Raw genomic sequence first — 24,223 nt, 5'->3', positions numbered from 1 at the left:
CCGCTGCCCATCACGCGAGTGGCGCGGGTCGCGCGCCCGGAGCGCTCCGCGCTCACTCGACCGAGAACCCGGCGGGCCCGAAGCGCTGGCTCCGAGTCGGCTCCGAGAACGTGGTGTCCTCCACGCGGTAGGCGACCTCGCGTCCCTCCTGCACGCGCGCGAGATCGCCGTCGGTCACGAGCTCGGCGAGCACGCGCTGCATGGTCCGGAGCGGGACGCCGAGCGTGGTGGCCAGCGCGCGGGCGCTCACCGCGCCGCCGCGTGCGAGCAGCCGCAAGGTCTGCTGCGCGAGCGGCTCTCCGCAGCGTGGATCCCGGAGGAGCATCGCGCGCGCGGCGACCAGCTCCAGCGCGCCGGCCTCTCGCGCGATCGTGCCCGCGTCGCCGAGCCGGCTGCGCATCCGATGCACGTGCATCCCGAGCATCGTGGCGTGCGCGCCCGGCTCGTAGTCGTACTCGTAGACCGCGCGGAAGTACGCCGGCGTCTCGAGCGCACGTCCCGCGAGCGCGAGCACGGCCAGTCCTTCGTCGGTTCGCGGCTGACCCGGCGGCGTCGCGGGGCGCGGATCGATCTCCGCGCTCGCCGACTCCATCGGCACGGCGAGCGGCGCGACCCTTCGCGCGGCCACGCCCGGTGCGACCACGACGTGCGCACAGGTGCCTGCCTCGACCCGACCGGGCGCGGGCGCGAACGCGATGCCCGCGAGCCCCACCGGCGTCTCCACGCTCGTGCCGCGATGCCATTCGTCCACGTCCGGGTCGGGCTCGGCGTAGCCGGGCACGAGCAGGGTGAGCGCTCTGCGCGCATCGTGACGAAGCGGTGCGATCGCCTGCACGGCACCGAGCAGGCGCTCCGCGCACGGGCCGACGTCGGCCGCGACGCCCGAGCCGATCGCGCGCAGGGTCGCGGCGAGGAGCGCGGCGGGCGAGCTCGATCCTGGGAGATCCAGGCGGATCAGACCCGCGGCGACCGCCTCCCAGTGGATCCAGTCGTGCCACGCGGGCGGCGCGTGCGGCAGCAGCGCGCCGAGGATCCGCAGCGAGAGATGGGGCCGGTTCTGCGCGCGCCGCACGCGGGCGAGCGCGACGTTGGCGAGCACCTCCGACTCCGGAATTCCCTCGGTGCGCGCCATGCGCGATGCGCGGCGCCCCAGCTCCGCGGCCGCCTGCAGGTCGCCCGCCGCGAGCGCGTCGAGCGCGCGCAGCGCCTGCGCCTCCACGACGAGCGCGGGCTGACCCAGCGCGCGCGCCTGCGCTGCGATCGCGCCGAGGTCGACGGCGTGCTCGTGGGGCTCCGCGCGCAGCCATCGCAGCCACGCCCGGGCGAGCGTCGCCGCGATCGCCGCCGCGTCGGATGCGCTCTCGTCGCGGAGCAAGTCGTGGAGCTCGCAGCAGCGCTCGAGGCGCGTCGCATCGAACGCGAGCAGCGCGAGCCGCGCGAGGATGGGCAGGCCTCTTCGGACGACGTCGCGCGACGTCGACGTCGAGAGCACGTGGGCCGGCACCTCGAGCGCGCCGTCGCCGGCTCGGCTGAGCGCGGCGTGCTGCGCGCGCAGCAGCCATCCCCAGGCCTGCGCCTCCGGCGTCGCGACCGCGTCCAGGCGATCGAGGAGCTCCGGCGGGTGCACGCGCGCGCCGGTGATCGTTCCGTGCTCGCATGCCTCGGCCGCGCACCGGAAGAGCTCCTCGCTCACCCGAGCGAGTCTACACGGCGTCGCCGCGCGCTCGGAGCGCACCGTGGCCGTGATGATCTCGGCTCGGAGCGCGTGGTAGCCTGACCCCGACCCGATGGTTCACGTCGACGCGCCCACGCCCGACCGCGCGGGCGCCACCACGCGTTACCAGCGCCTCTTCGATCTGGCCGAGGGCGGCATGGGGCGGGTGGAGCTGAGCGTTCGGCGCGGCCCGAGCTTCCAGCGGCTCTACGCGGTCAAGAGGCTCCGTCCCGCGGTCGCGGCGGACGCCGACGCGCGCGCGATGTTCCTCGAGGAAGGTCGTCTCGCCGGCCTGATCCACCATCCGAACGTCGTCCCGGTCCTGGACGTCGGCGAAGACGAGCGAGGGCCCTTCCTCGTCATCGAGTACGTCGGCGGCATCACCGCGCGCGACGTGATCGTCGAGGCGCAGCGCAGCGCCTTGCCGACCTCGGTCCAGATCGGCTGCCGGATCGTCGCCCAAGCCGCGCGCGGCCTGGCCGCCGCGCACGACCTGACGTCGCACGACGGTGGCGCGCTCGGGCTCGTTCATCGCGACGTCTCGCCGCACAACATCCTGATCGGGTTCGATGGCGTGGTCCGCGTGACCGACTTCGGGATCGCGAAGGTGACGGGGCGTGAGCACCGCACGAGCAGCGGGGTGCTCAAGGGCAAGCTCGGCTACATGGCGCCCGAGGTCCTGCAGTTCCGCGGCGCGGACGCGCGGACCGACCTGTTCGCGCTGGGCGTGGTCTTCTACGAGCTGCTCGCGGGCCGCCGGCTCTACGGGGGCGAGGACGACGGCGCGCGCGCGCGGCGCATCCTCGACGAGCCGCCGCCCGACATCGGAGAGCTGCGGATGGACGTCGCGCCCGACGCGCAGCAGCTCCTCGTCTCGCTCCTCGCGAAAGATCCCGCAGACCGTCCCGAGAGCGCGCGCGCGGTGGCGGATCGTCTCGATGCGATCGTCCACCAGCTCGTCGAGCTCGAGGGCGCGCATCCGCTCGAGGAGTTCGTGCGCGAGGCCTTCGGCAGCGTCCAGGCCGAGCGTCAGCGTGCGATCCAGACGGCGCTCGGCGAGCTGGCCGGCGCGGCCGAAGCCGACCCGACGACGACGAGCGAGGCGACCCGGCCCGCGCTCGCGAGGCGCTGGTCGCAGCGCGCGACGGCGCTCGCGCTGGCGCTCGTCCTCGGGGCGACGGGCGGCGTGGTCTTCGCCGTCGCGGACTCGGGCGAGCCGCCGGCGCGTGCGACCACGAGCAGCGATGCGGCGCCCCCGGAGCTCCCGGCCGCGGCGGCGCCCGCGCGCGTGACGATCGAGGTGGAGACCGTTCCGCCGGGCGCGTGGGTCGAGATCGAGGGGCTCGAGCCGGTCCGCACCCCGGCGAGCGTGGAGCTCCCGCGCTCGACCGACCGGCGGCAGCTCACGCTCACGCTCGACGGATACGCGCGTCGCATCGAGTCGGTCGTGCCCGACGAGAGCCGCCACCTGGAGCTCGTGCTGGCGGCGCTTCCGTCCCCGCCGGCGCGTGAGCGCCGCGCGGCGCGCCGCGAGTCGCCGAGCCCCCGGAGCAAGCGGGCGTCGCCGCTCGACACGTACTGGTGAGCTGGAGGAACGCCGATGAGAATCTCTTCCGTGTTCGCAAGCGGGGTAGGGGCCCCGCGCGCAGCCGCGGAGCGGCGAAGTGTTCGCTGCTTCGCGGGCTGTCGCCGCGAAGTGTTAGCTGTTTCGCGGACTGATCGCCGCGAAGTGTTAGCTGTTTCGCGGACTGATCGCCGCGAAGTGTTAGCTGTTTCGCGGACTGATCGCCGCGAAGTGTTAGCTGTTTCGCGGACTGATCGCCGCGAAGTGTCGCGGGGGAGGGGCTGGCGACAGCCCCTCCGGAGGAGCTGAGCTGAGCGTGTCGAGATGTCTGCTCATCGCGGTCTGCGCGATGCTGTCGTGGCTCCGGACGGCACCGCTCTGCGCGCAGAGCGCGCGGCCGTGCGCGTCGCCCGCGGAGTGCGAGCAGGCGGCGGCGGTCCTCGCCGAGCGCGCCGGAGAGCGATTCGCGGAAGGCGATCTCGAGGCGGCGGTGGTCCTGCTGCGCGAGGCCATCTACCTGCACGAGACGCCGGCGCTGCGCCACAACCTCGCGCGGTCTCTCGCGGAGCTCGGCAGGTGGGAGGAGGCGCGCGCCGAGTACCGGAACGCCCTCCGCCTCGCTCTCGACGACGAGGCCCGAGCACGGATGCAGGCCGAGGTCGCGCGGCTGAGCGCGCTGATCCGAGCGGGGCAGAGCGACAGCGAGGCTTCGCCTTCGACGCCCCCGGCTGCGTCGGTCTCGGCCGCGCCGGTCTCCCCCGAGGTCGAGCTCGCCCCGGGCACCCCCTTCGACCCGGCGCCGTGGGTGCTCGCCGGCGGCGGCGTCGTCGTGCTGGGCGCCGCGGTGGCGCTCGCCGTGGTGTTCGAGGACACGGTGAGCCAGGTCCGCAGCGCGCCCAGCCACGAGGCTGCGTGGCCGCTGGCCGAGCGGGCCGAGGGCCTCGCGATCGGAGCGGACGTCGCCTTCGCGGTGGGCGGGACGCTCGCGCTGGCCGGTGTGATCTGGGGGATCGTCGTGCTCGCGAGCGCATCCTCGCCGGGCGCGCAGGCGCTGCGGCCCTCGGGAGGCGGGCTAGGCGCGGTGTTCTGATGCGCGCGCGTTCGATCCTGGCAGCGCTCGCCCTGTGCGTCGGCTGCAGCGTGGGCCCCGACCTCCTCGAGGGTCTGCCGTGCCCTTGCGCCGACGGCTGGCAGTGCGACGAGGCCGCCGGGATCTGCATCCGCGGCGCGCACGACGGCGGGGTCGATCCGCCGCGTGATGGTGCGACGCCGGAGCCGCCGGCCCCGCTCGCGACGACCTGCTGGGTGAGGCCCGAGGGCTGCGACTGGTCGCGCGAAGGGTTCACCTTGGTCGATCAGTTCGGCGACGACCGATTCACCGACGGCGAAGCGCGCAACGCGACGTTCTCGCCCGACGGCTGCTCCGTCTACTACTCGCTGCGCGGAGACATCTACCGCGTCACGCGCTCCGGTCCCCGCGAGCCCTACGGCGCGCCCGAGCCGATCGCTTCCGTGAACGGCGCCACGGCGTATCTCGACGCGCCGAGCCTCTCGCCCGACGCGCTCGAGCTCTTCGTGGCCTCCGACGAAGGTGTGTCGGGCACGCGCAGCGTGCTCCGCGCGGCGCGCGGCACCGCGACGAGCGCGTGGGGGCCGCTCGAGGAAGTGACGGCGCTCTCGCCGCCCGCGCTGGTCACCTGGGAGCCGAGGCTCGCGCCCCACGGGCTGCGCCTCTACTACGCACCGGACGACGGCGTTCAGTTCATCCACGTGGGCGAGAGGGACGCGCTCGGCCGCGACTTCGCGCCCCCGACGCGCGTGGTCATCGAGGGCCTGGAGCCGGGCTACGACACGAACAGGCCCTCGGTGACGCACGACGAGCGGGTGCTCGTCGGCGTGCAGCAGCGCCACGCCGACGAGCCGACGCGCATCGGCTTCTACGTCACCCGCTCGGACTGGAACGCGGCGTGGCGCCGCGCGCAGCCGCTGCCGTCGAGCGTGAGCCTCGCGCGCGTCGGCGATCTGAGCGTCTCGCCCGACGGCTGCGAGGTCCTGGTGCGCTCGCAGCTGAGCACCGCGACGACGCTGAGCTACGTCGATCCCTGAGCGGCGCGGCTCACTCGATCGCGAGGAGCTCGATGTCGAACACCAGCATGCCCGCCGGCGCGCCGGCGCGGCCCTGGTACGCGAGCTCCTCGGGGATCCACACCCGGCGCACCTGGCCCACGGTCATCGACTCGAGCGAGTAGGTCCAGCCGCGGATCACGTCGGTCAGCGGGAACGACGCGGGCTCGCCGCGGGTGTGCGAGCTGTCGAACATGCGCCCGTCGGTGGTCCAGCCGGTGTAGTGCACGCGGACGCGATCGTCGCGCGAGGGGCGCCGCTGGCCCGAGCCCGGCCGCAGGATGCAGAAGCGCAGGCCGTCGCGGCCGCGGTTCGCGGTGGCCGGCGGCGCCGCGACGTCGAGCGGAGGCGTGGTGGGATCGGCGCTCGGATCCCAGCTCGAGCACGGCCCGTCGGTGGGTGGCGTCGGCTCGGGCGTCTCCGCGCCGTTCGTCGCTTGCTCGTCGGACGTCGAGGGCTGGGCGCGTCGCGCTCCACAGCCGGCCGCGAGCACGAGGACGAGAGCGAGGAGGGCGCGCATCGCGCGGATGTTCGTCGCGCGCTCGCGCGAGGGCAAGCGCTCTCACGCGTCGATCACGTCGCATCGAGAGCGCCGATTGCGCCACCGATGTTACTCCTCGCGCTCGTGCCCACGACGTAGATCCCCTCCGCGGCGGCGACGACGCCACCGAGAACGACGGAGGACGTGGACACCATGACTCGGAAGATGATCGCTGCGCTGCAGGTCTCGTTGGACGGCTTCACCCAGGGAGAAGACCGCGGAGAGGCCCCGTGGGTCGACTCGTGGGCCGACGCGATCGAGCTGATTCCCGAGGTCGACACCTTCGTCCAGGGCGCAGGCATGCATCCGGGCTACGGCGCCTATTGGAAGGCGATCTACGAGAATCCCCGGAGCATCCCGCCCTACCAGACGCGAGCTCCCTACGAACGTGAGGTCGCGTACGCGCAGCTTGCGGCGAAGGCGCCCCACTTCGTCGTCTCCACGACGCTCGACCGCGTCGAGTGGCCTCCCACGGCCAAGATCGTGCGGAGCGTGGCGGAGCTGCGCGGTCTCGCGCACCAGCCCGGGAAGAACATCTACGTCGTCGGCGGCGCGACGCTCGTCGCCAGCCTGCTGAACGACGGGTTGCTCGACGAGCTCCGACTGATCGTCCACCCGATCCTGCTGGGCGGCGGCAAGCCGCTCTTCGCAGGCATCGATCGACGGCGCTCGCTCGAGCTGATCGACTCGAGGTCGACGGAGTCCGGCCGAGTGATCCTGAGCTACCGAACCTGACGAAGCTCCGCGCGTCGAGCGTTCGAGCTCGCAGCCGCCGGGACGAAGGGAACGGGTGCGAACGACGCGGGCTCGCCGCGGGTGTGCGAGCTGTCGAACGTGCGCCCGTCGGTGGTCCAGCCGGTGCAGTGCACGCGGACGCGATCGTCGCGCTGGCCCGAGCCCGGCGGCAAGATGCAGAGGCGCAGCATCGGTTCGCGGTGGGCGGGGGCGCCGCGACGTCGAGCGGAGGCGTGGTGGGCCGGCCGCGAGCGCGAGGACGAGGGCGCGCATCGCGCGGATGTTCGTCGCGCGCTCGCGTCAGCGAAAGCGCTCACGAGCCCGCGTGACGCGAGGGGCCGCTCGGATCGAGCGGCCCCTCCGACGACGCATCAGCTCTCATCCGCCACCGGGTCGGGGGTCACGGGATCTATCGCCGGCGCTTCCGGCCGCGGCGGCTCGGAGTCGCGCACGGTGCGCGTCGAGCGGTACGCATCGATCGGCGCGACCGCGAGGCGGAACCGCTCGATCGACTTCGGGTCCGACTCGTCGACGTTCGCCGCGAGCTGCCGGCAGTAGAACGCCACCGCGCGCGAGAACGCGAGCAGCTTTTCCTGCACGCCGGTCGTGCTCACCGACTCACGGCGCTTCCGGCCGACGCCGATGGTTTCGCCGAGCTCGTTCGTCACGCGGGTGACTGCCTCCCGCACGTCGGCGCCGATCAGCTGATCGATCTCGCGCGCCAGGTTCTCCTCGTCGATGCGCTGCACGAGCCGGTTCCCCTGGCTCCAGATCGTCCGAGCGTCTTCGCGCAGCCAGAGCATCCCGGCCGGGAACAGCCGCGCGTGCAGTGCCGCCGCGCGCTCGCCGCGCTCGTTGGGGATGCGGGTGAGACCGAGCATCGCGTCGCTCAGGCCGCCCCATCCGTTGCAGAACGCGGTCACGACCGGGCGCACTTTCACGCCTGGGTCGCGCTCGCGTTCCTTGAGCACCTCGTCGATCTCGGAAGCGCGGTCACCGACGCGACGAAGCGCCTTCTTCTCCCGCGGATCGGCATCCGCGGGCGCGTGATTGACGAGCTCGCGCGCGCACGGCTGCGCATTGTCGGCAGTGATGCGCATCGCATCGACGTACCCACCGAAGACCGGAGTGTTGAGCTGGGACACGAGGACCTCTCCTTTCGAGCGCGACGCCCGGTCGAAGTGACCGGCCCGTTGCGCGAGAGAGGTGTCGGCGCGTGTTGCCGAGCGTTGCGTACGAAATGCGCGGCGGGTGTGGAAGTGGCGCGGAGAACGTTGCGCAAGCGATCGCGGGAGGTCGGGTGGTGGTGAGGACGCTTGCGCAAGCGTTTCAGGAGGTCGGGTGGTGGTGAGGACGCTTGCGCAAGCGTTTCAGGAGGTCGGGTGGTGGTGGGGACGCTTGCGCAAGCGGGACGGGAGGTCGGGTGGTGTTGGGGACGCTTGCGCAAGCGTTCTTGGAGGTCGGGTGGTGGTCGGGACGGCCCGGAGAGCGTCGGGAGTCATCCTCACTGATACAGAAGCGGGCGACGCCACCGATCAGCGTCGAGCGGCCTCCGCATCCGCCAGGGCTCGTCGCGCGATCGCTGCTACGAAAGGAGTCCTCCGCGTCCGGAGCGACCGGGGAGCGCGGGCCGTGCACGAGCGTGTCGCGGTGCACCGCGCCGCGCGCAACGGCCCGGCCGCTTGGCACCCGCTCGCAGCAGCGCTCGTGCGATAGAGTCGACGCATGACGAGCAGCCGACGCAGTCGCGTGCTCGCGATCGTCGTCGCGATCGCAGCGTTCGTTCCAGCCTGCGCTGCGGCTCCCTACCGCACCGCGCGCATCGAGGGCACCGCGCAGGATGGCGAGACCGGTACCGTTTACTTCGTCGAGGTCCGACGCGGCCGGCACGTCCCGAATGGGACCGGCGACGAGCTGAACACCGACGACGAGGTCACCGCGGTGATCGTCTGCAACGACCGCACGCCCGAGGTCTGTGTCCGCGTGCTTCCCGACACGCTGCGCACGGCCGAGGAGACGAGAGCGTGGGCCCAGCGGCTCAACGCGACGATTGACGCGCAGTCCCGCGTCGAGTGAGCAAGACGCGAGCAACGGTGATCAGATACGGCGAGGTCGCTTCCGCTCGATCGCGTCGACCATCGCACTCCGCACAAACGACCAGCTGTCTTGAGGAACAGGAGCCGCGTCAGCTCGGTGACGTACTGGTGGTAGGTGATGCCGTCGTCGCGCAGGACGTGGCGGACGTTCCAGAGCTTCTGGACGCTGTCGCCAGTTTGTTGTCATGCCAAGGTCAGACCTTCAACGAACTCGCGCCAGTGTCGACGGATATCATCGTCGAGCGCGAGCAGCGGACGACCCCGCTGCAGCTCCTCACGCAGCGGGAGCGTAGCAGTGACCGGGTCGAACGACGCCGCAGCGTTGCGATCCAGGACATGCGGACGTCCGCTACGTACCGGCTGCAAGCGAAATTGCCGCTTGTCTGCCTCGGACGGCTCGGTAGGTACCGCCTCAGACGCGAACGCTTGGACAATGACGTGTCGTCCGATTGCGAACCAGGCGGGCAGAACCGTGGTGAAGTCGTTGTTGAACGGGAAATCGTTGGTAGCAAATCTCACGATGAAATGGGTTGCGTCGCGGTCCGTGTGGATTCCCCAAGACCGGAGTTCGTCGATCTGAGACAGGATTTCGCGAGGCTGCACCTCGATGTCATCGGGCAGTCCGGCCATTTCCACGGCAACTGCGGCCCAGCGGAACGCGATCGCAATTCCGAAGGCTTCAGCGGAATCACGATCGGGCACGCCGCCCTCGAACGTATGCGGATGCCCCGCCACCTCCAGCGTGATCGTTCGCCTCTCCCGAAGAAAGTTCACGATCATGTTCGTCGCGTTGCGCAGATCGCGTAGCGAAAACCGGTCATCCACTCGCTCCAAGCCGAGATGCGTAACAGTCAGTGTCGTACCACTGTCGCGCACGTCCACCCGCAGCGCGGGTGCCTCGAAGCGGAGAACCTCCCGGGAAGGCGGCAAGCCCAGGGCCGAAGTGCCGGCGACGCGCGATTGACCGTTCATCATGGTCAGCGCAGTGGGCGACTGGATCGTGAGCATGGACGGTTTCGACTCGGACGGCCCGAACTTGACGCCGAAGCTCGCGGCTTTGGGAATCTCCTCAGGTGATTCGATGCCGAAGCGCGTTTCAGTGATCCCGAGTATGTCCACGGGTATCTGGTGCCCCTCTAACAGCGCTTCCACGACCTGCTCATCATCGGCACGAGAGCGCACATGCAGCCTATGCGAACCCGAGCCATACCCCGCTGTGTCTCGAATCTTCGCCTTGCGCGCGGCGTACGTCGCAGGGTCGCCGACGTGCATTCGCATCTTTCTCACAAGGCCGAGATCAAAGGGCGAATCGATTGCGTTGGCTCGCGACCACTTCTGCCGATGAGTCTTCTTGTGCAGATCGTCCGAACGCGCCGCGCGCAAGCGGCGGAGCACGTCGGGAATCTTTGCCGGTCCAACATGGGAGAGAAACGCCGCGCGAACGTTTAGCCCTTCGTCAAACTCGAGGCACAGCACGAAACACGGAAGATCGGACTTCACGAAGCGATCCCAAACGGAGAGCGCGATATCGGATCCACGGGACGCGTCTCGCGTGCCCTTGATCTGTAAATACCCCTGAATCCCTCCAGCGCGCCGGTCTAACGTAGTCGTGGCGGGCGCCATGGGCGCAGGGATTTCGAACCATCGGTCGATTCCGTACCGATCAGGCTCGAGACGACCGTAGCGAATGTGAACGCGCCGCGCCCACATTTCGAAGACGCCCTCGGCCTCGTCGCCGAGAACCTGCTCGTCGGAGTCATTCATCGTGACTTTCCAGACGTCGCGACCGCCCTCCGGCGACCGCCCCATGTCCGACTCTCACCACCGCGCAGGTAGCGTCGCGACGCTCGCTCGCGTTCTTCTCGAACAGGCGCTCGTACATCTCGCCGAGGGCATCGGTCTTCGAATACCCTTCGAGATCGTCGATCGGGCTCTTCAGCGACGTCGACGCGTTCGCGAAGTTTGGCTGCACGCGCGGTGAGCTCTGGGTTCCGAGGTGGAGCAGCACGTTCCGGGAAAACGTGAGCAGCTCGATGCCGTCCTTCTGCTCGGGGTCGGCCCAGGAACCGCATTTGAGCAGCTGCCACTCACGCTGCGTTCCCTGCGGCATCTTGAGAATCAGGAGCCACGTCAGTTCGCCGGCGTACTGGCGATATGTGATGCCGTCGTCGCGACGGACGCGGCAGAGGTTCCAGAGCTTCTGGACGATGTACGTAGCGGGGGGCACGGCTTCACGGGAGCTGCAGAGTGTCTTGGATCGCCTGCACGAGCTGGGCGCGATCCGCCGCCGGCACGCACTTCTTCAGCCAGACGCGCACCATCGCGTTCCAGAGCTCCATCTTGCCGAGGAGAACGGTGTCTCCTGCAGACTGGAGCCAGTCGTGGTGATCGGGCAGCGTCATCGCGTTCTCGAGCGCATCTACCAGCTCGCTATGCGAGCGCCCTACGGCCATCGCGACATCCGGGAAGCCGATCTGCTTCAGCCCCGCGAACACCACTCGCTCGGGCGCATCGCCCCCTGGGAGTACGATGCACCCGTCCGCCGCGCCCACGTCGCCATCGACGATTGCGGCGCAGGGTCGCGGGAAACTCTTCTTCTTGACCATGATCCCCAGCGCCTTGACGACCGACGAGGCTCCCGCCTTGACGATCTGCACGCGCCGCGCGAGGTCCTCGTCTTCGATTACGAGAGCCTCACGCACCAAGCGCTCGCCTTCGGCGTCCTCGACGAAGATCTCCCCTTCGGGATGGGCATCCTCGTCCATCTTGGTCAAAGCGAAATCGGCGCTGATGCCGCGGATGACGGAGCGGCCCGCACTGCCGCCCGCCACGTACAAGCGCGCCTCCGGCGGGAGCTCTTCGACGATATAAGGCGAATGCGTCGTGAGCAGCACCTGCACGTGCCGCAACCGTGCGACCTCGGCTAGATCTCGGATAAGGCGACGCTGAGCACGCGGGTGCAGCGAGGTCTCCACTTCGTCGATCGCAACGAGCGAGTGCTCCGGAAAGTCCAGCGTCAGAAGCTCCGCGACAGTCACCTCACCCGCGCCCTGGTGAAAGCCGGAGTACGCGGCGTTTTGATCCTGTAGGACGGACATCATCAGCTTGTGATCGACGTTCGTCCATGAGCGCTTCGCGACGGAATACGTACGCCCGAGTATGGACGAGAGGCGAGCGACGGTGGTCCCCTCGAACGCAGAGCTCCCAGCTTCCGAGACGCCGTTCTTGACGAGCTTCTGGTACCCGCGCTGAGCGACGAAAGGCTGAGTGCGGCGCAGGTCCAGGTAGCGGACGGTGCGCATGCGCCGATCACGATTGCCCAGCCATCGCGATGTCGGCTTTCTCACGCGCCCTTCGGTAACATGTGTTCCCTCGCGGACGCTGTACTTGATGCTGGCGTCCTTGATCTTCTCCCACGCCGTGTCGGGAAAGAACTGGGACGCGAAGTAAGTCTCCGCACCACTCTTGCTGCGGTACGACGAAACCGCAGCTTGCAGCACGGTGCTCTTTCCCATTCCGTTCTCGCCGCAGATTGCGGTGATCGGGAACGCAAACTCGACCCTCTGCCCGGTCCAGCCTCGAATCCCGGAGATCTCGAGCCACTCCAGCCGCTTCGGCCACTCGACGCTGTTCGTCCACGACTTGGCAAGCAACCGCATTTCCTTGCTGAGTGCGTTCACGCTCCGCTCCTCCACCTCTCGTCTGCGAGGTCGCCCAAGCTCGTTTCGAGCTTCCCCTCGAAGACCTTGTTCATTTGCGTGAAGCCGCCTCGGCGGCGAACTGGCCGCGGTCGAGCGAGTCGCGATCGACGATGACCCGGCCTTGAGCAGCTTGCCAATCCCGCTCGAGCCACTTGCGCTGAGGCTGGGTCCAGACGCGCGAGGCCAGGAGCTTGGTGAGCGCCTTCGACACACGCTCTTCGTAGGGGACGAGCGGGTCGCCGAGCGCAGCCTGGCGGATGTGGCCGATGCTCGACGCCGCGACGTGCTGGTTGGCGCGGTCGCGCCACGCGGCGCGGGGCTGGGCCTCGGAGAAGCCCGCCTCATCGAGCGCGAACGCGTTAGATTTGAGCTGCTCGCGGGGGCGCTGGGTGACGATGACGAGCGCGGGGAGGTGGTCGGCCTGCTCGCGCACGAACTTCGCGAAACCATCGAGGTAGTGCGCGGGGCGTCCGCGGCCGTCGCCGTAGCCGCGCTCCTCGCTGACGAGCTCGTCGTCGTGCTTGGAGATGAGCGTGGGCTGGGGGCGGGCGGCGCGGTGGCGATCGAGCACCTCGCCGAACCGGAGTGCTCGGTGAACCACGGCTTCGCGATCCTCGGCGCCCTTCTTGCGCAGCAGCGCGAGGAGCGCCTCGGGGGCATGCCGGCCTCGGCCTCGAAGAGCTCGCGGTCGCGCGGCTCGAGGCATCGGCGTCGGCGATCGAGCTTGGTGATGAACTGCACGAGCACCTCCTCGCGGTGCTTCGCGTCGTCGAGGGTCGCGAGCTCGTGGGTGAGCGTGGCGAAGGGGATCGAGACGTCCGTGACGATCGGCTTCATCGCCGAGTACGGCTGGAGGACCTCGTAGAGATCGACGGCGTCGAAGACGCGGAAGATCTCCTTGCCGATCTCGTCGCAGCGGCGCGTCGCACGGCCGAGCATCTGGTCGTAGAGGATGCGTCTCTTCGTGCGCCGCACGAAGACGACGCTGGTGATCGGCGGGACGTCGACGCCGGTGGTGAGGAGACCGACGGTGACCGCGACGTTTGGGAGCCGCTCGTTCTTGAAGCGGCGGATGAGCTCGAGCGGACGGTCGGAGGTGCCGGTGATCTTCACGACCGCGGCGTCCGCGACCTCGCCGTGGGCCGCGGCCTCGCGGATCGCGTGGAATGCTTGGTCGGCGTCGGTGCCGAGCGCGCCGCGATCACGCAGGCGGCGGAGCAGATCGATCTGCTGCTCCTGGCTCGATGTGTAGATGCCGACTCGGGCCGCGGCCTCGCGCGCGAGGACCTCGCCGAAGACGCGCACCTTCGTAATCGTCGCGACCGCGTCGACGGCGTAGAGCGCCTCCGCCTGCGCCGCGAGCAGGACGAGTGTCTCTTCGTGCTCCGCCAAGAAGGCGAAGTTCGGCGATGGCGATGCACCCCGAGGCATGACAGCCGGACTACGAGGCTACACGAATAGCGGCCGGACAGGGAGGACGCTGTCGCATCGTCGAGCGAGCTCGATCTCGTCGTGTGTGGCACCGCGGGCGAAGAGTCGCGTCGACATCGGGTGCTACGGACGCGCGACGCTCCGGGGAAGGCTTGATCCCACTGTCGACGCCCGCGCACGATCGATCGCATGCGGTCGTGCGTCGTCGCGCTCTCACTGCTCTGCGTCCCCTCCATGGCGCTCGCGCAAGAGGCGCCGGGCATCGGGCGAGAGGACGCTGCGCGCGCTGCGTTCGAGCATGCCGCGTCGTTCCACGACGCCGACGATCTGACGATCCGAGCGCCCGCGACGTCGAGCCTCGAGACGTACGTCGAGGCCCTCGGCGAGTCGATCGAGGACGCGGCGCGCCGCGCGGGGGTCGCGAGCGAGCGCTATCAGCGGGTCATCGAGCTCCACGTGCCGCACTGGACACTCGCTGCCTTCGTGGAGCAGGCGAGGATCTACGAGCGGCTCGCGCGTGCCCTGCGCGACTCGCTGGAAGAGCTCCGCGTCGCCGGTGTCGCTCGTGCCGCGGCCGCCTTCGAGCCGCGGCTTCGCGGAATCGAGTGCATCGCCGTCGAGCGCTACGTGATCGCGGCGCGCGCGGCGCGGGCCGGCCGGCTCGAGACGGACGCGACGCGCTACGCGCTCGCCGCGCTGCGCGCGTACGACGAGCGACACGTCCGCGCGTGTGTCGATGCGGCACGCGAGCGAGACCCGAGCTTCGCTCGGCTGAGCGCCGGCGAGCTCGGCCACGCCTCGGCGCTGCCCCGCAACGCGACGTCGCGCTGAGCGACGTCGAGGTGGCCAGCACGGGAGACGTCACCGGTGCGAGCGTCGACGCAGCACCGCCGCGCAGGCCGCGCGTGCCGTGACCCTCGCGCTGACCTCGTAGCTCGGCGTGCTCGTCGTCCGCACGCTGCACGCCGTTCCGCTCCCCTCACTGCGGTCGCCCCTGCGCGATCCAAGAGCGCACGATCTGGATCTCCTCGGGCGAGACGGCGGGGAGTCCGAGCGGCATGCCGCGGAGCTCGCTCGCGTGCCCACGCTCCTCGCTGGCGCGCGCCTCGAGCACCGCGACGAGGAGGGGCACTCCGTCGACCTCGCGGAAGATCGATCGCCGCTCCCCCGCGTCGTCGAGCGATCCCGACATCACGCCTTCGTAGTCGGAGAGATCGAGCCGGCGCGCAGCGAAGCCGAAGCCCCCGGTGTTGCCGGGACCACCCTCTCCGAGCGCGAGGCCGGCGTCGGAGTGACAGTGCCAGCACGTGCGCCGGAGCACGCGATCGCGGACCTCGGTGAACGAGACCGGCCGGTCGAGGAGCGGGAGCGGATCGGCGGGCGTCACGATCTCGATGGGATCGAGCGCCGACGAGACCAGGTACGCAGCGATCGCCACCGCGTCCTCGCGCGCGGCGACGAGGCGTGGCATCGGCGGCGAGGGGTCGAGGATCCAGTCGACGATCGCGCGGTCGGTCATGCGCTCGCGCGTCCAGCGGAGATCGGGCGCGAGGGCGAGCGCGGGATCGAGTGTGCCGATCGCGGAGGGCGCATGACAGCTCGCGCACCCGCGCGCCTCGAAGAGCGCTCGTCCTCGCGCGATCGTCTCCGCGTCGCGTGGAAGCGGGGCGCCGTCCAGTGGCTCGTCGGGCACGAGGAACGTCGCGAGATCGGCGGCGTCCCGCGCGTCGATCGGGAGCCGTGGCATCGTCGCCGCGAGCGCGGGACGCACGTCGTGGGGCTCGATCAGGAAGCGCGCGATCCAATCGCGCGAGAGGCGCGAGCGTCCGAGCGCGGGCACGTGCACGAGGCTCGTGATGCGCGCGCTCCAGCGCGCGATCGCGGCGGCGGGCGCATCGTGGGTGCCCGCGTGGATCGCGCGGTGGCAGCCGGTGCAGTCGCGCGCAGCGGGCGGAGGCTCGACGACGGGGTGCTCGTGGCAGCGCGTGCACTCCATCGACTCGAAGAGCGCACGGCCCCGCGCGGCATCTCCTCGGATCGCCCAGCGCGAGGCGATCGCGACCGGGGCCGGGGCCGGCTCGGCGGTGCAGCCCGCTGCGAGGACGAGCGCGCACGCGAGCGCGCGCCTCATCGCACCGCGACGAGCCGCGGACAGATCGCGTCGGCGAGCGCGCCCGCCCGCGCGTGACACGTCGTGATCGAGCGATCGCGCCGCGGGTGATCGCCGATGCGGTCGCTCAGCTCGGCGAGCACGCGGTAGCCCCATGCGTCGGGCATCAGATCGCGATCGGCGAGCTCGATCAGGATGCGGCGCGCCTCCTCGCGGTGCGCGTCGAAGCGCGCGAGCGCCTCGGCATGGCTCGCTCGGGCGCGCGGCTCGTCGCCTCGATCCTGATCCGCCAAGACCTCGAGCGCCCAGGTCAGGTTCTCGCGGCGCGCCTCCTCCGAGACGCGCGAGGTCGGGACCCACCGACGTCGGTCGACGCGGCCCTCGCGCCGCACGACCGCGAGCGCGAGCACGCGGGTGGCGCGCGCGCGCAGCGTGCGGGCGCGTCGCTCGGCCGTCGGTCCGTCGAGGACGAGCTCGTACTCCGGGTCGCTCCCCCGCAGGACGCGCAGGGACCACGCTGCACCACGCATCGACTCGCGCGTCGTGCCCGCGAGGAGCGTCTGCTCGGCCTCGTCGACGCGGCGCGCGACGCGGTCCACCTCGATCACGGTGACGTTGTGGCAGGCGACCGCGTCCGCCGGAGCGAGCACGAGCGCAGCGAGGACGACGATCGAGGTACGCACGGTCGGCATCGACAACCGCGCGCGCTCGGAGTTCCCGCACGCTCCGCCGACCGGCATGCCGTGCCAGGTGCGTGCGATGCCGACTTCGCGTGGTTCGAGGCTGCGGCCACCCGCGACAACGAGGAGCACGGCCGCGTGACTCGCTGCTTCCCGAAGGACGGTCGTCCCCCGATGAGATGCGGGACGAGCTCGGACCGCGTTCGCGATCCGAGCTCGTTCGGTCGACGCGAGGTCTCTCCGATCAGCGCCGCCGCCTCGACCAGAGCGCCCCGAGGACCAGGCCGACGAGGAGCACCTCGAGGCCGCCGCGCGCGGTGCCGGCTACGCCGCAGCCGCAGCCGCTGCTCGGCGCCCGCGCGCTCCGCACCGTCACGTCGAACGTGCAGGTCGCGGTGTTCCCCGCGGCGTCGGTCGCGGTGGCCTCGACGGTCGTCGTGCCGAGCGGGAACGTGCTCCCCGACTCCGCGGAGTACGTGAGCGTCGCGCCGTCGGCGGTCGCGGGCGGCCACGTGACCGCCGCGCCGGTCGAGCCCGTCGCCTCGGCGTCGACGTCCGCGGGACACGTCACGGCCGGCGCGGTGTCGTCGCGCACCGTCACGTCGAACGTACAGGTCGCGGTGTTCCCCGCGCCGTCGCTCGCGGTGACGGTCACGGTCGTCGTGCCGAGCGGGAACGTGCTTCCCGGCTCCGCGGAGGAGACGATCGCCGGCGACGTCGTGACGTCGTCGCTCGCGGTCGGCGCGGGCCAGGTCGCGGAGGCGCTCGCGCCGTCGGTCACGACCGCGACGTCGGCGGGGCAGGTGACGCTCGGCGCCGTGGCATCGACCACCGCGATCTCGATCGTCGCCTCGTTGCCGTCGAGGCCGCAGTCGCGCGCGCGGAACACGAAGGTGTCGGCGCCGACGAAGCCCGGCTCGGGCGAGTAGGTCACGCGGCCGGACTCGATGGTGCCGAGCGTCCCGTGCTCCGGCGGGGTGACGATCGTGAGGGTCAGCTCGTCCCCCTCGACGTCGGTCGCACCGAGCGTGATCTCGACGGGCACGCCGTACGGGGTGGTGACCGCGCCGTCGTCGGCGGCCGGCGGCGTGTTGTCGACGACGGTCGCCATCGCGCCGCCGGGGATCGCGTTGGCGTAGACCGTGAGCACGTAGGGGCCGGGCGGGACGTCGGGCGGCACGTCGATCGTCACGCCGGTGTCCGACCCGTCGCGGCTCGCGAGGGGCCACGTCCGGCCGCCCTCCGCGGCGGTCAGACGCACCACCGGGTAGTTGGTCGGCGAGCTCATGGTGCTGCCGTAGCTCGCCTGGGAGATCCCGCGGAGCCCGGTGCCGCGGATCGCGCTCGGGCAGCCGCGGGTCAGCGTCGTGGACGTCACGACCGGACGCCACGCCGGCTGCGCGCCCGTCGGCTCGAAGAGCTCGGCGCTCGCCAACCAAGCGCCGCCGGCGCCCTGGCCGCCGACGGCGAGCACCTCGCCCGACGGCAGCACCTCGAGGCCCAGGCGCAGGCGCTGCGCCGCGAGGCCGCTGACCGGCTCCCAGCGACGGGTGGCGGGATCGAAGATCTCGGCGGTCGCGAGCACGGCGCCGCCGGGACCCTGGCCGCCCGCGACGAGGACGATGCCCGACGGCAGGGTCACGGCCGCGTGCCTGGCGCGCGGCCCGGTGAGCGTGCCCGCCGGCGACCACACGTTCGCGACGGCATCGTAGAGCTCTGCCGAGGCGAGCTCGGTGGCCAGGGTCGTCCCGCCGGCGGCGAGCACGCCGCCCGAGGGGAGCAGGACGAGCGTGAACGACGCGCGCGCCTGGCTCAGCGACGCGGCGGGCGACCACGCATTCGTCACCGGGTCGTAGAGCTCGGCGGACGCCAGGGGCACGCCACCTTGCTCGCCACCGACGACCAGCACGCGACCGTCGGGGAGCCGCACGCTCGCGTGGTTCGTGCGGTCGGTCGCCATCCGCGCGCCGTTGGACCAGGTGCCGGTGGCGGGATCGTAGAGCTCGGCGGTGGCGTCCCCGCCACCTGCGATGAGCACGCTGCCCGACGCGAGGAGCGTCGCGGTGTGACCGTCGCGCGGAGACGTCATCGCGCCGGCCGGTTGCCAGACGTCGGCAGCGTGATCGAAGCGCTCGGCCGTCGCCAACGGCCCGGCCCCGTTGGAGCCGCCGACGATGAGCGCCTCGCCCGACCGGAGCACGGTGAGGGTCGCCCGCTCGCGCGCCGCGGCGAGCGGTGCCGCGGGTGCCCAGGTGTTCGAGCTGCGCGTGTAGATCTCGGTGGTGGACGAGACGCCAGCCACCCCGCGGCCGCCGGCGAGGAGCACGCGGCCGGTGGGCAGGAGCGCGGTCGCCGGCGCGCGCCCCTGGGCGAGGTTCCCGGCGGGCACCCAGCGCTCGTCGCCCGGATCGTAGAGATCCGCGCGCTCGTAGAAGGTCGTCGCGGGGGAGAGCGAGAAGCCGCCGGCGACGAGCACGCGGCCGGTCGGCAGGAGCGTGGCGGTGTGGTTCTCGCTCGGGATCGCCAGGTTGGTCGTCGCAGTCCAGGTGCCGGTCGCCGGGTCGTAGCGCTCGGAGAGCGCGACGGGGTTTCGCGCGCCGTCGGCGCCGGCGAGGGCGAGCACCTCGCCCGAGGGCAGCAGCGTCGCGCTGTGGCCGTTGCGCGCGCGGGAGAGCGCTCCGGTCGCGGTCCAAGTGTTGGCGACGGGGTCGTAGAGCTCGGCGTGGTTGGTCACGCCGGCGGAGCTGAAACCGCCCGCGAGCAGCACGCGCCCGTCGGGGAGGAGCGTCGCGGTGGCGTAGTGGCGCGGGACGAGCGGCGGGGCCGCAGCCGTCCACGTGCCGGCCGCAGGGTCGTAGAGCGCCGCGCTCGGGACCTCGCTCCCGGAGGAGTTGAACCCGCTGACCACGAGCACCCGGCCGTCGCGGAGGAGCGCGGCGGTCGCGGCCCGTCGCGCGATCTCCATCGAGCCCGTCGGGGTGACCGCGTCCGTCGCGGGGTCGTAGAGGACGGCCGACGCCTCGTTGCTGCCGCCGGCGATCAGGACCTGGCCGCTTCGCAGCAGGGTGAACGTCGCCAAGGTGCGCCCGGGGATCGCAGGGCCGGCGGACCACGCGCCGGTCGCCGGCTCGTAGAGGGCCGTGTCGCCGCTGTCGGCGTGGAAGAAGACCTCGCCGCTCGGCAGGACCAGCCCCGCCGTGACGTTTCCCTGGATTCCCGGGCTCCCGGCGCTCGACCAAGTGCCGGCGGCGGGATCGAAGACCTCGGCGGCCGTGACGAAGCCGAGGCGGTTGACGCCGCCGACGACGAGCACGCGGCCGTCGCGGAGCAGCGCCGCGGCGTGCTGTCCTCGCGGCGCCGCGAGCTGTGGGAGCGGGCTCCACCCGACGAGCTCTCCAGCGACGACGCCAGCAGCCGGCGGCGCGCTCGGCTCGCACGCGGCGAGCATCATCAAGAGGCTCGTCCAGACACCGACGCGGAGGGAGGTCCGAGGTTCGCTCATGCCGGCGCTAGGGTGACCGCTAGTCCCGGTTTGGTCACGGTGCGGCCGCGGCGTGATGGAGCGCGTCACGCTGCTGACAGAACGGTGGCAGCAGGCCTCCGCTATCTCCACCTCGTCGGGCGCGAGGGCCCGACCGAAGAAGGAGGAGCGTCATGATCGTCGCGCTGTCGCAGGTGAATTGGCTCGCAGTGGTGCTCGCGAGCGTCGCGCACTTCGTGCTGGGCGGAGTGTGGTTCATGGGCCTCTTCGGCAAGCAGTACGCGGTGGCGCTCGGCATCGCCGACCGTCCGCCCGAGAAGCCGAGCGCGATCTTCCTCGTGGGTCCGTTCGTCTGCAGCGCGGCCACGATCGTCACGAGCGCGGTGCTCATGCGAGCGCTCGGGATCACCACGTTCGCCGACGCGCTCGGGCTCGGGCTCGTGGTGGGCGTCGGGTACCTCGTCGCGATGACGGTGAACATCGCGATCAACCCGCTCTTCCCGCGGCCGCTCCACTACGCCGCGATCAACGCGCCGATGTTCGTGCTCGGGAGCCTGATGTCGTGCGTTATCCTCGTCGGCCTGGGGTAGTCCTCCCATGCGTCGGGCCGACCGACTGTTCGAGATCATCCAGGTGCTGAGGCGCGCGACGCGCCCGATGACCGCAGACGCGATCGCCGCCGAGCTCGAGACCAGCAAGCGGACGATCTACCGCGACGTCGGCGCGCTCGTCGCACAGCGAGTGCCCATCCGAGGCGAGGCGGGCGTCGGCTACGTGCTCGATCGCGGGTTCGACCTGCCGCCGCTGATGCTGACGGCCGACGAGATCGAAGCGGTCGCGCTCGGCTGTCAGTGGGTTGTCGCGCATGCGGACGAAGACCTCGTGCGCGCGGCGCTCGACGTGCGCGCGAAGGTGGCCGCGATCGTCCCGGAGAGCCTTCGCCCGTTGATCGACGATCCGGTGGTCGGCACGCCGCCGCGCCGGCGAGCGAGCCCGAGCGAGCCCGACGTGCCGCGTCTGCGCGAGTGGTGTCGCGCGGGCCGCAAGCTCGCGATCCAGTACGCCGACGCCGACGAAGCGACGAGCGAGCGCGTGATCCACCCGTTCCTCGTCGGCTACGTGACGAGGGTGCGGGTGGTGATCGCGTGGTGCGAGCTGCGCGACGACTTCCGCATCTTCCGCGTCGATCGCATCCGCCGCATCGAGTTCCTCCGCACGCGCTACGCCGAGGGGCCCGCCGCGCTCCGGCGGCGCTGGCGTGCATCGTCGGGGTAGGAACCCGACGAGCTCGCGCACGGGCAGGTCACGCGCATCAACGTGCACGGCCTCTCGTTCCTCCCGGGGCGTGGGCGAGCGCGTGTGTGAAGCACGTCAACTCGCGCGGCATCACGTGCGGCCCGGATGCCGTGCTCGCGAGCGCCGATCAGGGCGCGTACTGGTGCCGTTCGAGGGCGTTGGAGTGCTAGCGTGGGCGTTCTTTTCGAGCCGCGGCGATCGCGGCCCCGGAGCCTCGACATGCGCACCATCCACGCCCTCGCGGCCGCTCTCTTCGCGATCTCGTTCGGTGCCGCTGCGACCGCGCGCGCTCAACGGGTGGCGATCGTGACCATCGAGGACGGCGCCGTCACCTACGGGCCCGAGGTCGCGCGGATCGGGACGACGCTCACCGCTGCGGGCGCGACGGTGAGCACGTTCCACGTGACGACGACGAGCGCGCCGCTGCCCTCGCTCGACACGTTCCAGCAGATCTGGTGGATCGACCTCACGGCCGGGGCCGACACCGCCACGCCGATCGTCGCCGCGGCGACGCGCGTCGGGCAGTGGTACGTCGACCGCGGACGACCCCACGCGATCCTCGACGCGCGCATCCTGTCGTCGGTGTGGACCACCGGGACGCCTCCCGCAGGCGAGCTGGCGCTCCTCCGGAACTACCTCCGCGCGCTGCAGGAGCGTGGCGGCGGACTGCTCGTCGGGACCGCCTGGTCCATGTTCGCGAACGCGGCGAACCGCCTCCTCGCGCAGATCGGGATGAACCCGATCGGAGGGAGGTACTACGCGGTTCCGCTACACGCCTCGGTCGATCCCGCGCACGCGCTCTGGTCGTACCCCGAGGTCGCTTGGCGCCCGTGCGACGCGAGCTGCGGAGGGCCGACCGGCGGCGCGTGGATCTACGACAACTCGAGCACGGGGTACCCGCCGACCGGCATCCAGCCGAGCGGCGTCGAGCTCTACCCGGTCGCCTGGCACGGCGGGAACACGTCGGCGACGGCCGTCTCGGTGACGTTCCTCTCGCCGGCGCCGCTCGTCGCGCGGATCACCGCGCCGGCCGACGCGGCCCAGCACGTCGCGTTCAGCGCCGGCCCGATCACGCTCACCGGCACCGCGACCGGCGGCGTCGGGCCGTACACGTACGCGTGGTCGAGCTCGGCTTCGGGATCGCTCGGCACCGGCGCGACGCGACCGCTGCCGAGCACCTCGCCGTCGCCGCAGACGATCACGCTCCGCGTCACCGACGCGGGCGGGCGCACCGCGACCGACACGATCGTGATCTACTCGGGGTTCTGCACGGCCGCCGCGCACTGCCCCGGCGCGCGCACGTGCGTGGACGGCGTGTGCTGCAACGACGCGTGCGGCGGCGGCGCTGTTGACTGCCGGGCGTGCAGCGTGGCGAGCGGAGGCGCGACCGACGGCACGTGCGGACCGCTCCGCGCCGCGGTCGCGAGCACGACCACGTGTCGAGCGTCCGCGGGCGCGTGCGACCCCGTCGAGACCTGCTCTCCGACCAGCACCGCGTGCCCCGCGAACGTGCTCGCGGCGCCGGGCACGACCTGCCGCGTGGCCGCGGGCGGGTGCGACGTCGCGGAGACCTGCACCGGCACGGCAGCCTGTCCTGCCGACGCGCTCGCCGCGCCGGGCACGACGTGCCGCGCGGCCGTGGGCGCGTGCGACGTGGCGGAGACGTGCACCGGCACCGCGAGCTGTCCCGCCGACGCGCTCGTCGCGGCGGGGACGATCTGCCGGAGCGCCGCGGGGATCTGCGACGCGGCGGAGGCGTGCACCGGCGCCGCGACGGCGTGCCCGACCGACGTCTCGGTGGCCGACGGATCTCCGTGCGCGGATGCGATCGCGTGCGACGGCGCCGAGGTCTGCCAGGCGGGCGCGTGCACGAGCGGCGCTCCGATCGACTGCGACGACGGAGACCTCTGCACCTCCGAGGCGTGCACCGAGCCCGGCGGCGCGTGCGAGCACACGCCGATCGCCGGCTGCTGCAACCTCGACTCGGACTGCGATGACGGCGAGGTGTGCACCGCGGACGCGTGCAGCGGCCCGGGCGGGACCTGCAGCCACACCGCGGTGCCCGAGTGCTGCCACGCGAGCTCGGAGTGCGACGACGGAGACCCGTGCACCGACGACGCGTGCGAGGCGGATGCGTGCACTCATACGGACGCGTGCACCGACGCCGGCGTCGATGGGTCGGTGAGCGACGATGCGTCGGTGCGCGACGATGCTTCGGTGCGCGGCGATGCTTCGGCCGGCGGCGACGCCGGGCGTCTCGACGCGGGCGATGCGATGGCCGGGTCGAGCGGCGGGTGCGCGTGCCGCGCGGGCGCCGGATCGCAGCCCGTGGCCGCGGCGTGGCTCGTGCTCGCCGCCTTCGGGCTCGCGATCGCGCGGCGCCGCGCCCGACCCCGAGCGAGACGGGGCGAGCTCGCGCGAGAGCGCTCGCGCGGTGGCTCGTCGACGTTCCGCACGGAGATCGAAGACCTCGCCGGGCAGCTCGCGACGCGGGACTTCGCGGGTCGCTCGGCCGGCGAAGAGCCGCCGCGTGAGCTCCCAGGTGCGCGCGATGCGCGCCTGGATCGACGTGCCCTCGTGCAGCGCGACGTCGGGCGCGCCAGCAGCGATGACGTCGGCAGGTGCCGCGAGCGAGACGGTGACGCGCGGGGCTCGGCCGTACGACGACCGGCCTCCGTTCTGCGCCAGGTCTGGCGCGACCTGGGTGCGGTAGCGCCTCGTCGCACGCGCTCGGCGCGCACGTGACCGCG

The 24,223-nt window shown here is 71.8% G+C and carries 20 protein-coding genes and 1 pseudogene; 10 read left to right on the top strand and 11 right to left on the bottom strand.

Going from position 1 to position 24,223, the window contains the following annotated elements; genetic code table 11:
- Window positions 1-52: 52 nt before the first annotated feature.
- Entirely contained in the window at window positions 53-1,735 is a 1,683-nt protein-coding gene (locus tag DB32_RS48645) for a helix-turn-helix transcriptional regulator (RefSeq protein ID WP_169791605.1), read from the bottom strand.
- 52 nt (window positions 1,736-1,787) lie between these two features.
- On the opposite strand from DB32_RS48645, the gene DB32_RS29995 reads away from it, so the two are divergent.
- From DB32_RS29995 to DB32_RS29985, 3 genes are all read left to right on the top strand, one after another.
- Window positions 1,788-3,299, top strand: coding sequence for a serine/threonine-protein kinase (locus tag DB32_RS29995; protein WP_053236077.1), 1,512 nt, complete (start codon window positions 1,788-1,790; stop codon window positions 3,297-3,299).
- Between the two features lie 295 nt (window positions 3,300-3,594).
- Entirely contained in the window at window positions 3,595-4,368 is a 774-nt protein-coding gene (locus tag DB32_RS29990; protein ID WP_157069552.1) for a tetratricopeptide repeat protein, read from the top strand.
- Window positions 4,368-5,384, top strand: coding sequence for a TolB-like translocation protein (locus DB32_RS29985; protein WP_053236075.1), 1,017 nt, complete (start codon window positions 4,368-4,370; stop codon window positions 5,382-5,384). The genes DB32_RS29990 and DB32_RS29985 overlap by 1 nt, the downstream gene beginning before the upstream one ends.
- 10 nt (window positions 5,385-5,394) lie before the next feature.
- Here DB32_RS29985 and DB32_RS29980 read toward each other — a convergent pair whose 3' ends face one another.
- The gene (locus DB32_RS29980) at window positions 5,395-5,922 is read right to left on the bottom strand and encodes an FKBP-type peptidyl-prolyl cis-trans isomerase (protein ID WP_157069551.1); all 528 of its coding nucleotides are present in this window, start codon (window positions 5,920-5,922) and stop codon (window positions 5,395-5,397) included.
- Window positions 5,923-6,096: 174 nt separating this feature from the next.
- Here DB32_RS29980 and DB32_RS29975 point away from each other — a divergent pair, with 174 nt between their 5' ends.
- The gene (locus tag DB32_RS29975) at window positions 6,097-6,678 is read left to right on the top strand and encodes a dihydrofolate reductase family protein (protein ID WP_075097663.1); all 582 of its coding nucleotides are present in this window, start codon (window positions 6,097-6,099) and stop codon (window positions 6,676-6,678) included.
- 59 nt (window positions 6,679-6,737) lie between these two features.
- Here the strand turns inward: DB32_RS29975 and DB32_RS49715 are convergent.
- Together DB32_RS49715 and DB32_RS29965 are read right to left on the bottom strand one after the other, a co-directional pair.
- Window positions 6,738-6,830, bottom strand: a pseudogene (locus DB32_RS49715) (FKBP-type peptidyl-prolyl cis-trans isomerase); the annotation flags it as partial.
- 219 nt (window positions 6,831-7,049) lie between these two features.
- Entirely contained in the window at window positions 7,050-7,823 is a 774-nt protein-coding gene (locus tag DB32_RS29965) for a hypothetical protein (protein WP_053236071.1), read from the bottom strand.
- Between the two features lie 580 nt (window positions 7,824-8,403).
- Here DB32_RS29965 and DB32_RS29960 point away from each other — a divergent pair.
- Window positions 8,404-8,754 (top strand): hypothetical protein, encoded by a 351-nt coding sequence (locus DB32_RS29960; RefSeq protein ID WP_053236070.1) that lies wholly within the window; start codon window positions 8,404-8,406, stop codon window positions 8,752-8,754.
- Between the two features lie 203 nt (window positions 8,755-8,957).
- Here the strand turns inward: DB32_RS29960 and DB32_RS29955 are convergent, their stop codons facing one another.
- The 4 genes from DB32_RS29955 to DB32_RS29940 all read right to left on the bottom strand — a co-directional run bounded on the left by DB32_RS29955 (window position 8,958) and on the right by DB32_RS29940 (window position 13,181).
- Complete coding sequence (locus DB32_RS29955) at window positions 8,958-10,538, bottom strand: hypothetical protein (RefSeq protein ID WP_053236069.1); 1,581 nt, start codon at window positions 10,536-10,538, stop codon at window positions 8,958-8,960.
- The gene (locus tag DB32_RS29950) at window positions 10,531-11,001 is read right to left on the bottom strand and encodes a hypothetical protein (RefSeq protein WP_053236068.1); all 471 of its coding nucleotides are present in this window, start codon (window positions 10,999-11,001) and stop codon (window positions 10,531-10,533) included. The genes DB32_RS29955 and DB32_RS29950 overlap by 8 nt, the downstream gene beginning before the upstream one ends.
- Before the next feature lie 4 nt (window positions 11,002-11,005).
- Entirely contained in the window at window positions 11,006-12,454 is a 1,449-nt protein-coding gene (locus tag DB32_RS29945; protein ID WP_157069550.1) for an ATP-dependent nuclease, read from the bottom strand.
- A 70-nt stretch (window positions 12,455-12,524) separates the two neighbouring features.
- Complete coding sequence (locus DB32_RS29940) at window positions 12,525-13,181, bottom strand: type I restriction-modification enzyme R subunit C-terminal domain-containing protein (RefSeq protein WP_083457934.1); 657 nt, start codon at window positions 13,179-13,181, stop codon at window positions 12,525-12,527.
- A 50-nt stretch (window positions 13,182-13,231) separates the two neighbouring features.
- Here DB32_RS29940 and DB32_RS47285 point away from each other — a divergent pair, with 50 nt between their 5' ends.
- Window positions 13,232-13,936 carry a hypothetical protein gene (locus DB32_RS47285; RefSeq protein ID WP_157069549.1) on the top strand — a complete coding sequence of 235 codons (705 nt, stop codon included), beginning with the start codon at window positions 13,232-13,234 and terminating at the stop codon, window positions 13,934-13,936.
- A gap of 204 nt (window positions 13,937-14,140) precedes the next feature.
- Complete coding sequence (locus DB32_RS29925; protein WP_053236064.1) at window positions 14,141-14,737, top strand: hypothetical protein; 597 nt, start codon at window positions 14,141-14,143, stop codon at window positions 14,735-14,737.
- 148 nt (window positions 14,738-14,885) lie between these two features.
- Here DB32_RS29925 and DB32_RS29920 read toward each other — a convergent pair whose 3' ends face one another.
- The 3 genes from DB32_RS29920 to DB32_RS29910 all read right to left on the bottom strand — a co-directional run bounded on the left by DB32_RS29920 (window position 14,886) and on the right by DB32_RS29910 (window position 20,267).
- A complete protein-coding gene (locus DB32_RS29920) occupies window positions 14,886-16,037 on the bottom strand; it encodes a c-type cytochrome (protein WP_083458584.1) in 1,152 nt (383 codons plus the stop codon).
- On the bottom strand, window positions 16,034-16,708 hold the full coding sequence (locus tag DB32_RS29915; protein ID WP_157069548.1) for a hypothetical protein: 675 nt from the start codon (window positions 16,706-16,708) through the stop codon (window positions 16,034-16,036). The genes DB32_RS29920 and DB32_RS29915 overlap by 4 nt, the downstream gene beginning before the upstream one ends.
- Window positions 16,709-16,940: 232 nt before the next feature.
- Window positions 16,941-20,267 (bottom strand): HYR domain-containing protein, encoded by a 3,327-nt coding sequence (locus DB32_RS29910; RefSeq protein ID WP_157069547.1) that lies wholly within the window; start codon window positions 20,265-20,267, stop codon window positions 16,941-16,943.
- 83 nt (window positions 20,268-20,350) lie between these two features.
- Here DB32_RS29910 and DB32_RS29905 point away from each other — a divergent pair, with 83 nt between their 5' ends.
- From DB32_RS29905 to DB32_RS29895, 3 genes are all read left to right on the top strand, one after another.
- Complete coding sequence (locus tag DB32_RS29905) at window positions 20,351-20,767, top strand: DUF1761 domain-containing protein (protein ID WP_053236060.1); 417 nt, start codon at window positions 20,351-20,353, stop codon at window positions 20,765-20,767.
- Window positions 20,768-20,774: 7 nt separating this feature from the next.
- A complete protein-coding gene (locus DB32_RS29900) occupies window positions 20,775-21,452 on the top strand; it encodes a helix-turn-helix transcriptional regulator (RefSeq protein WP_053236059.1) in 678 nt (225 codons plus the stop codon).
- Window positions 21,453-21,692: 240 nt separating this feature from the next.
- Window positions 21,693-24,218, top strand: coding sequence for a hypothetical protein (locus tag DB32_RS29895; protein WP_053236058.1), 2,526 nt, complete (start codon window positions 21,693-21,695; stop codon window positions 24,216-24,218).
- Window positions 24,219-24,223: the final 5 nt, after the last annotated feature.

Source organism: Sandaracinus amylolyticus (genome assembly GCF_000737325.1).
GTDB lineage: Bacteria > Myxococcota_A > Polyangia > Polyangiales > Sandaracinaceae > Sandaracinus > Sandaracinus amylolyticus.
The sequence above is the reverse complement of the archived record's forward strand: the minus strand, read 5'-3'. Positions and strand labels throughout refer to the sequence as shown.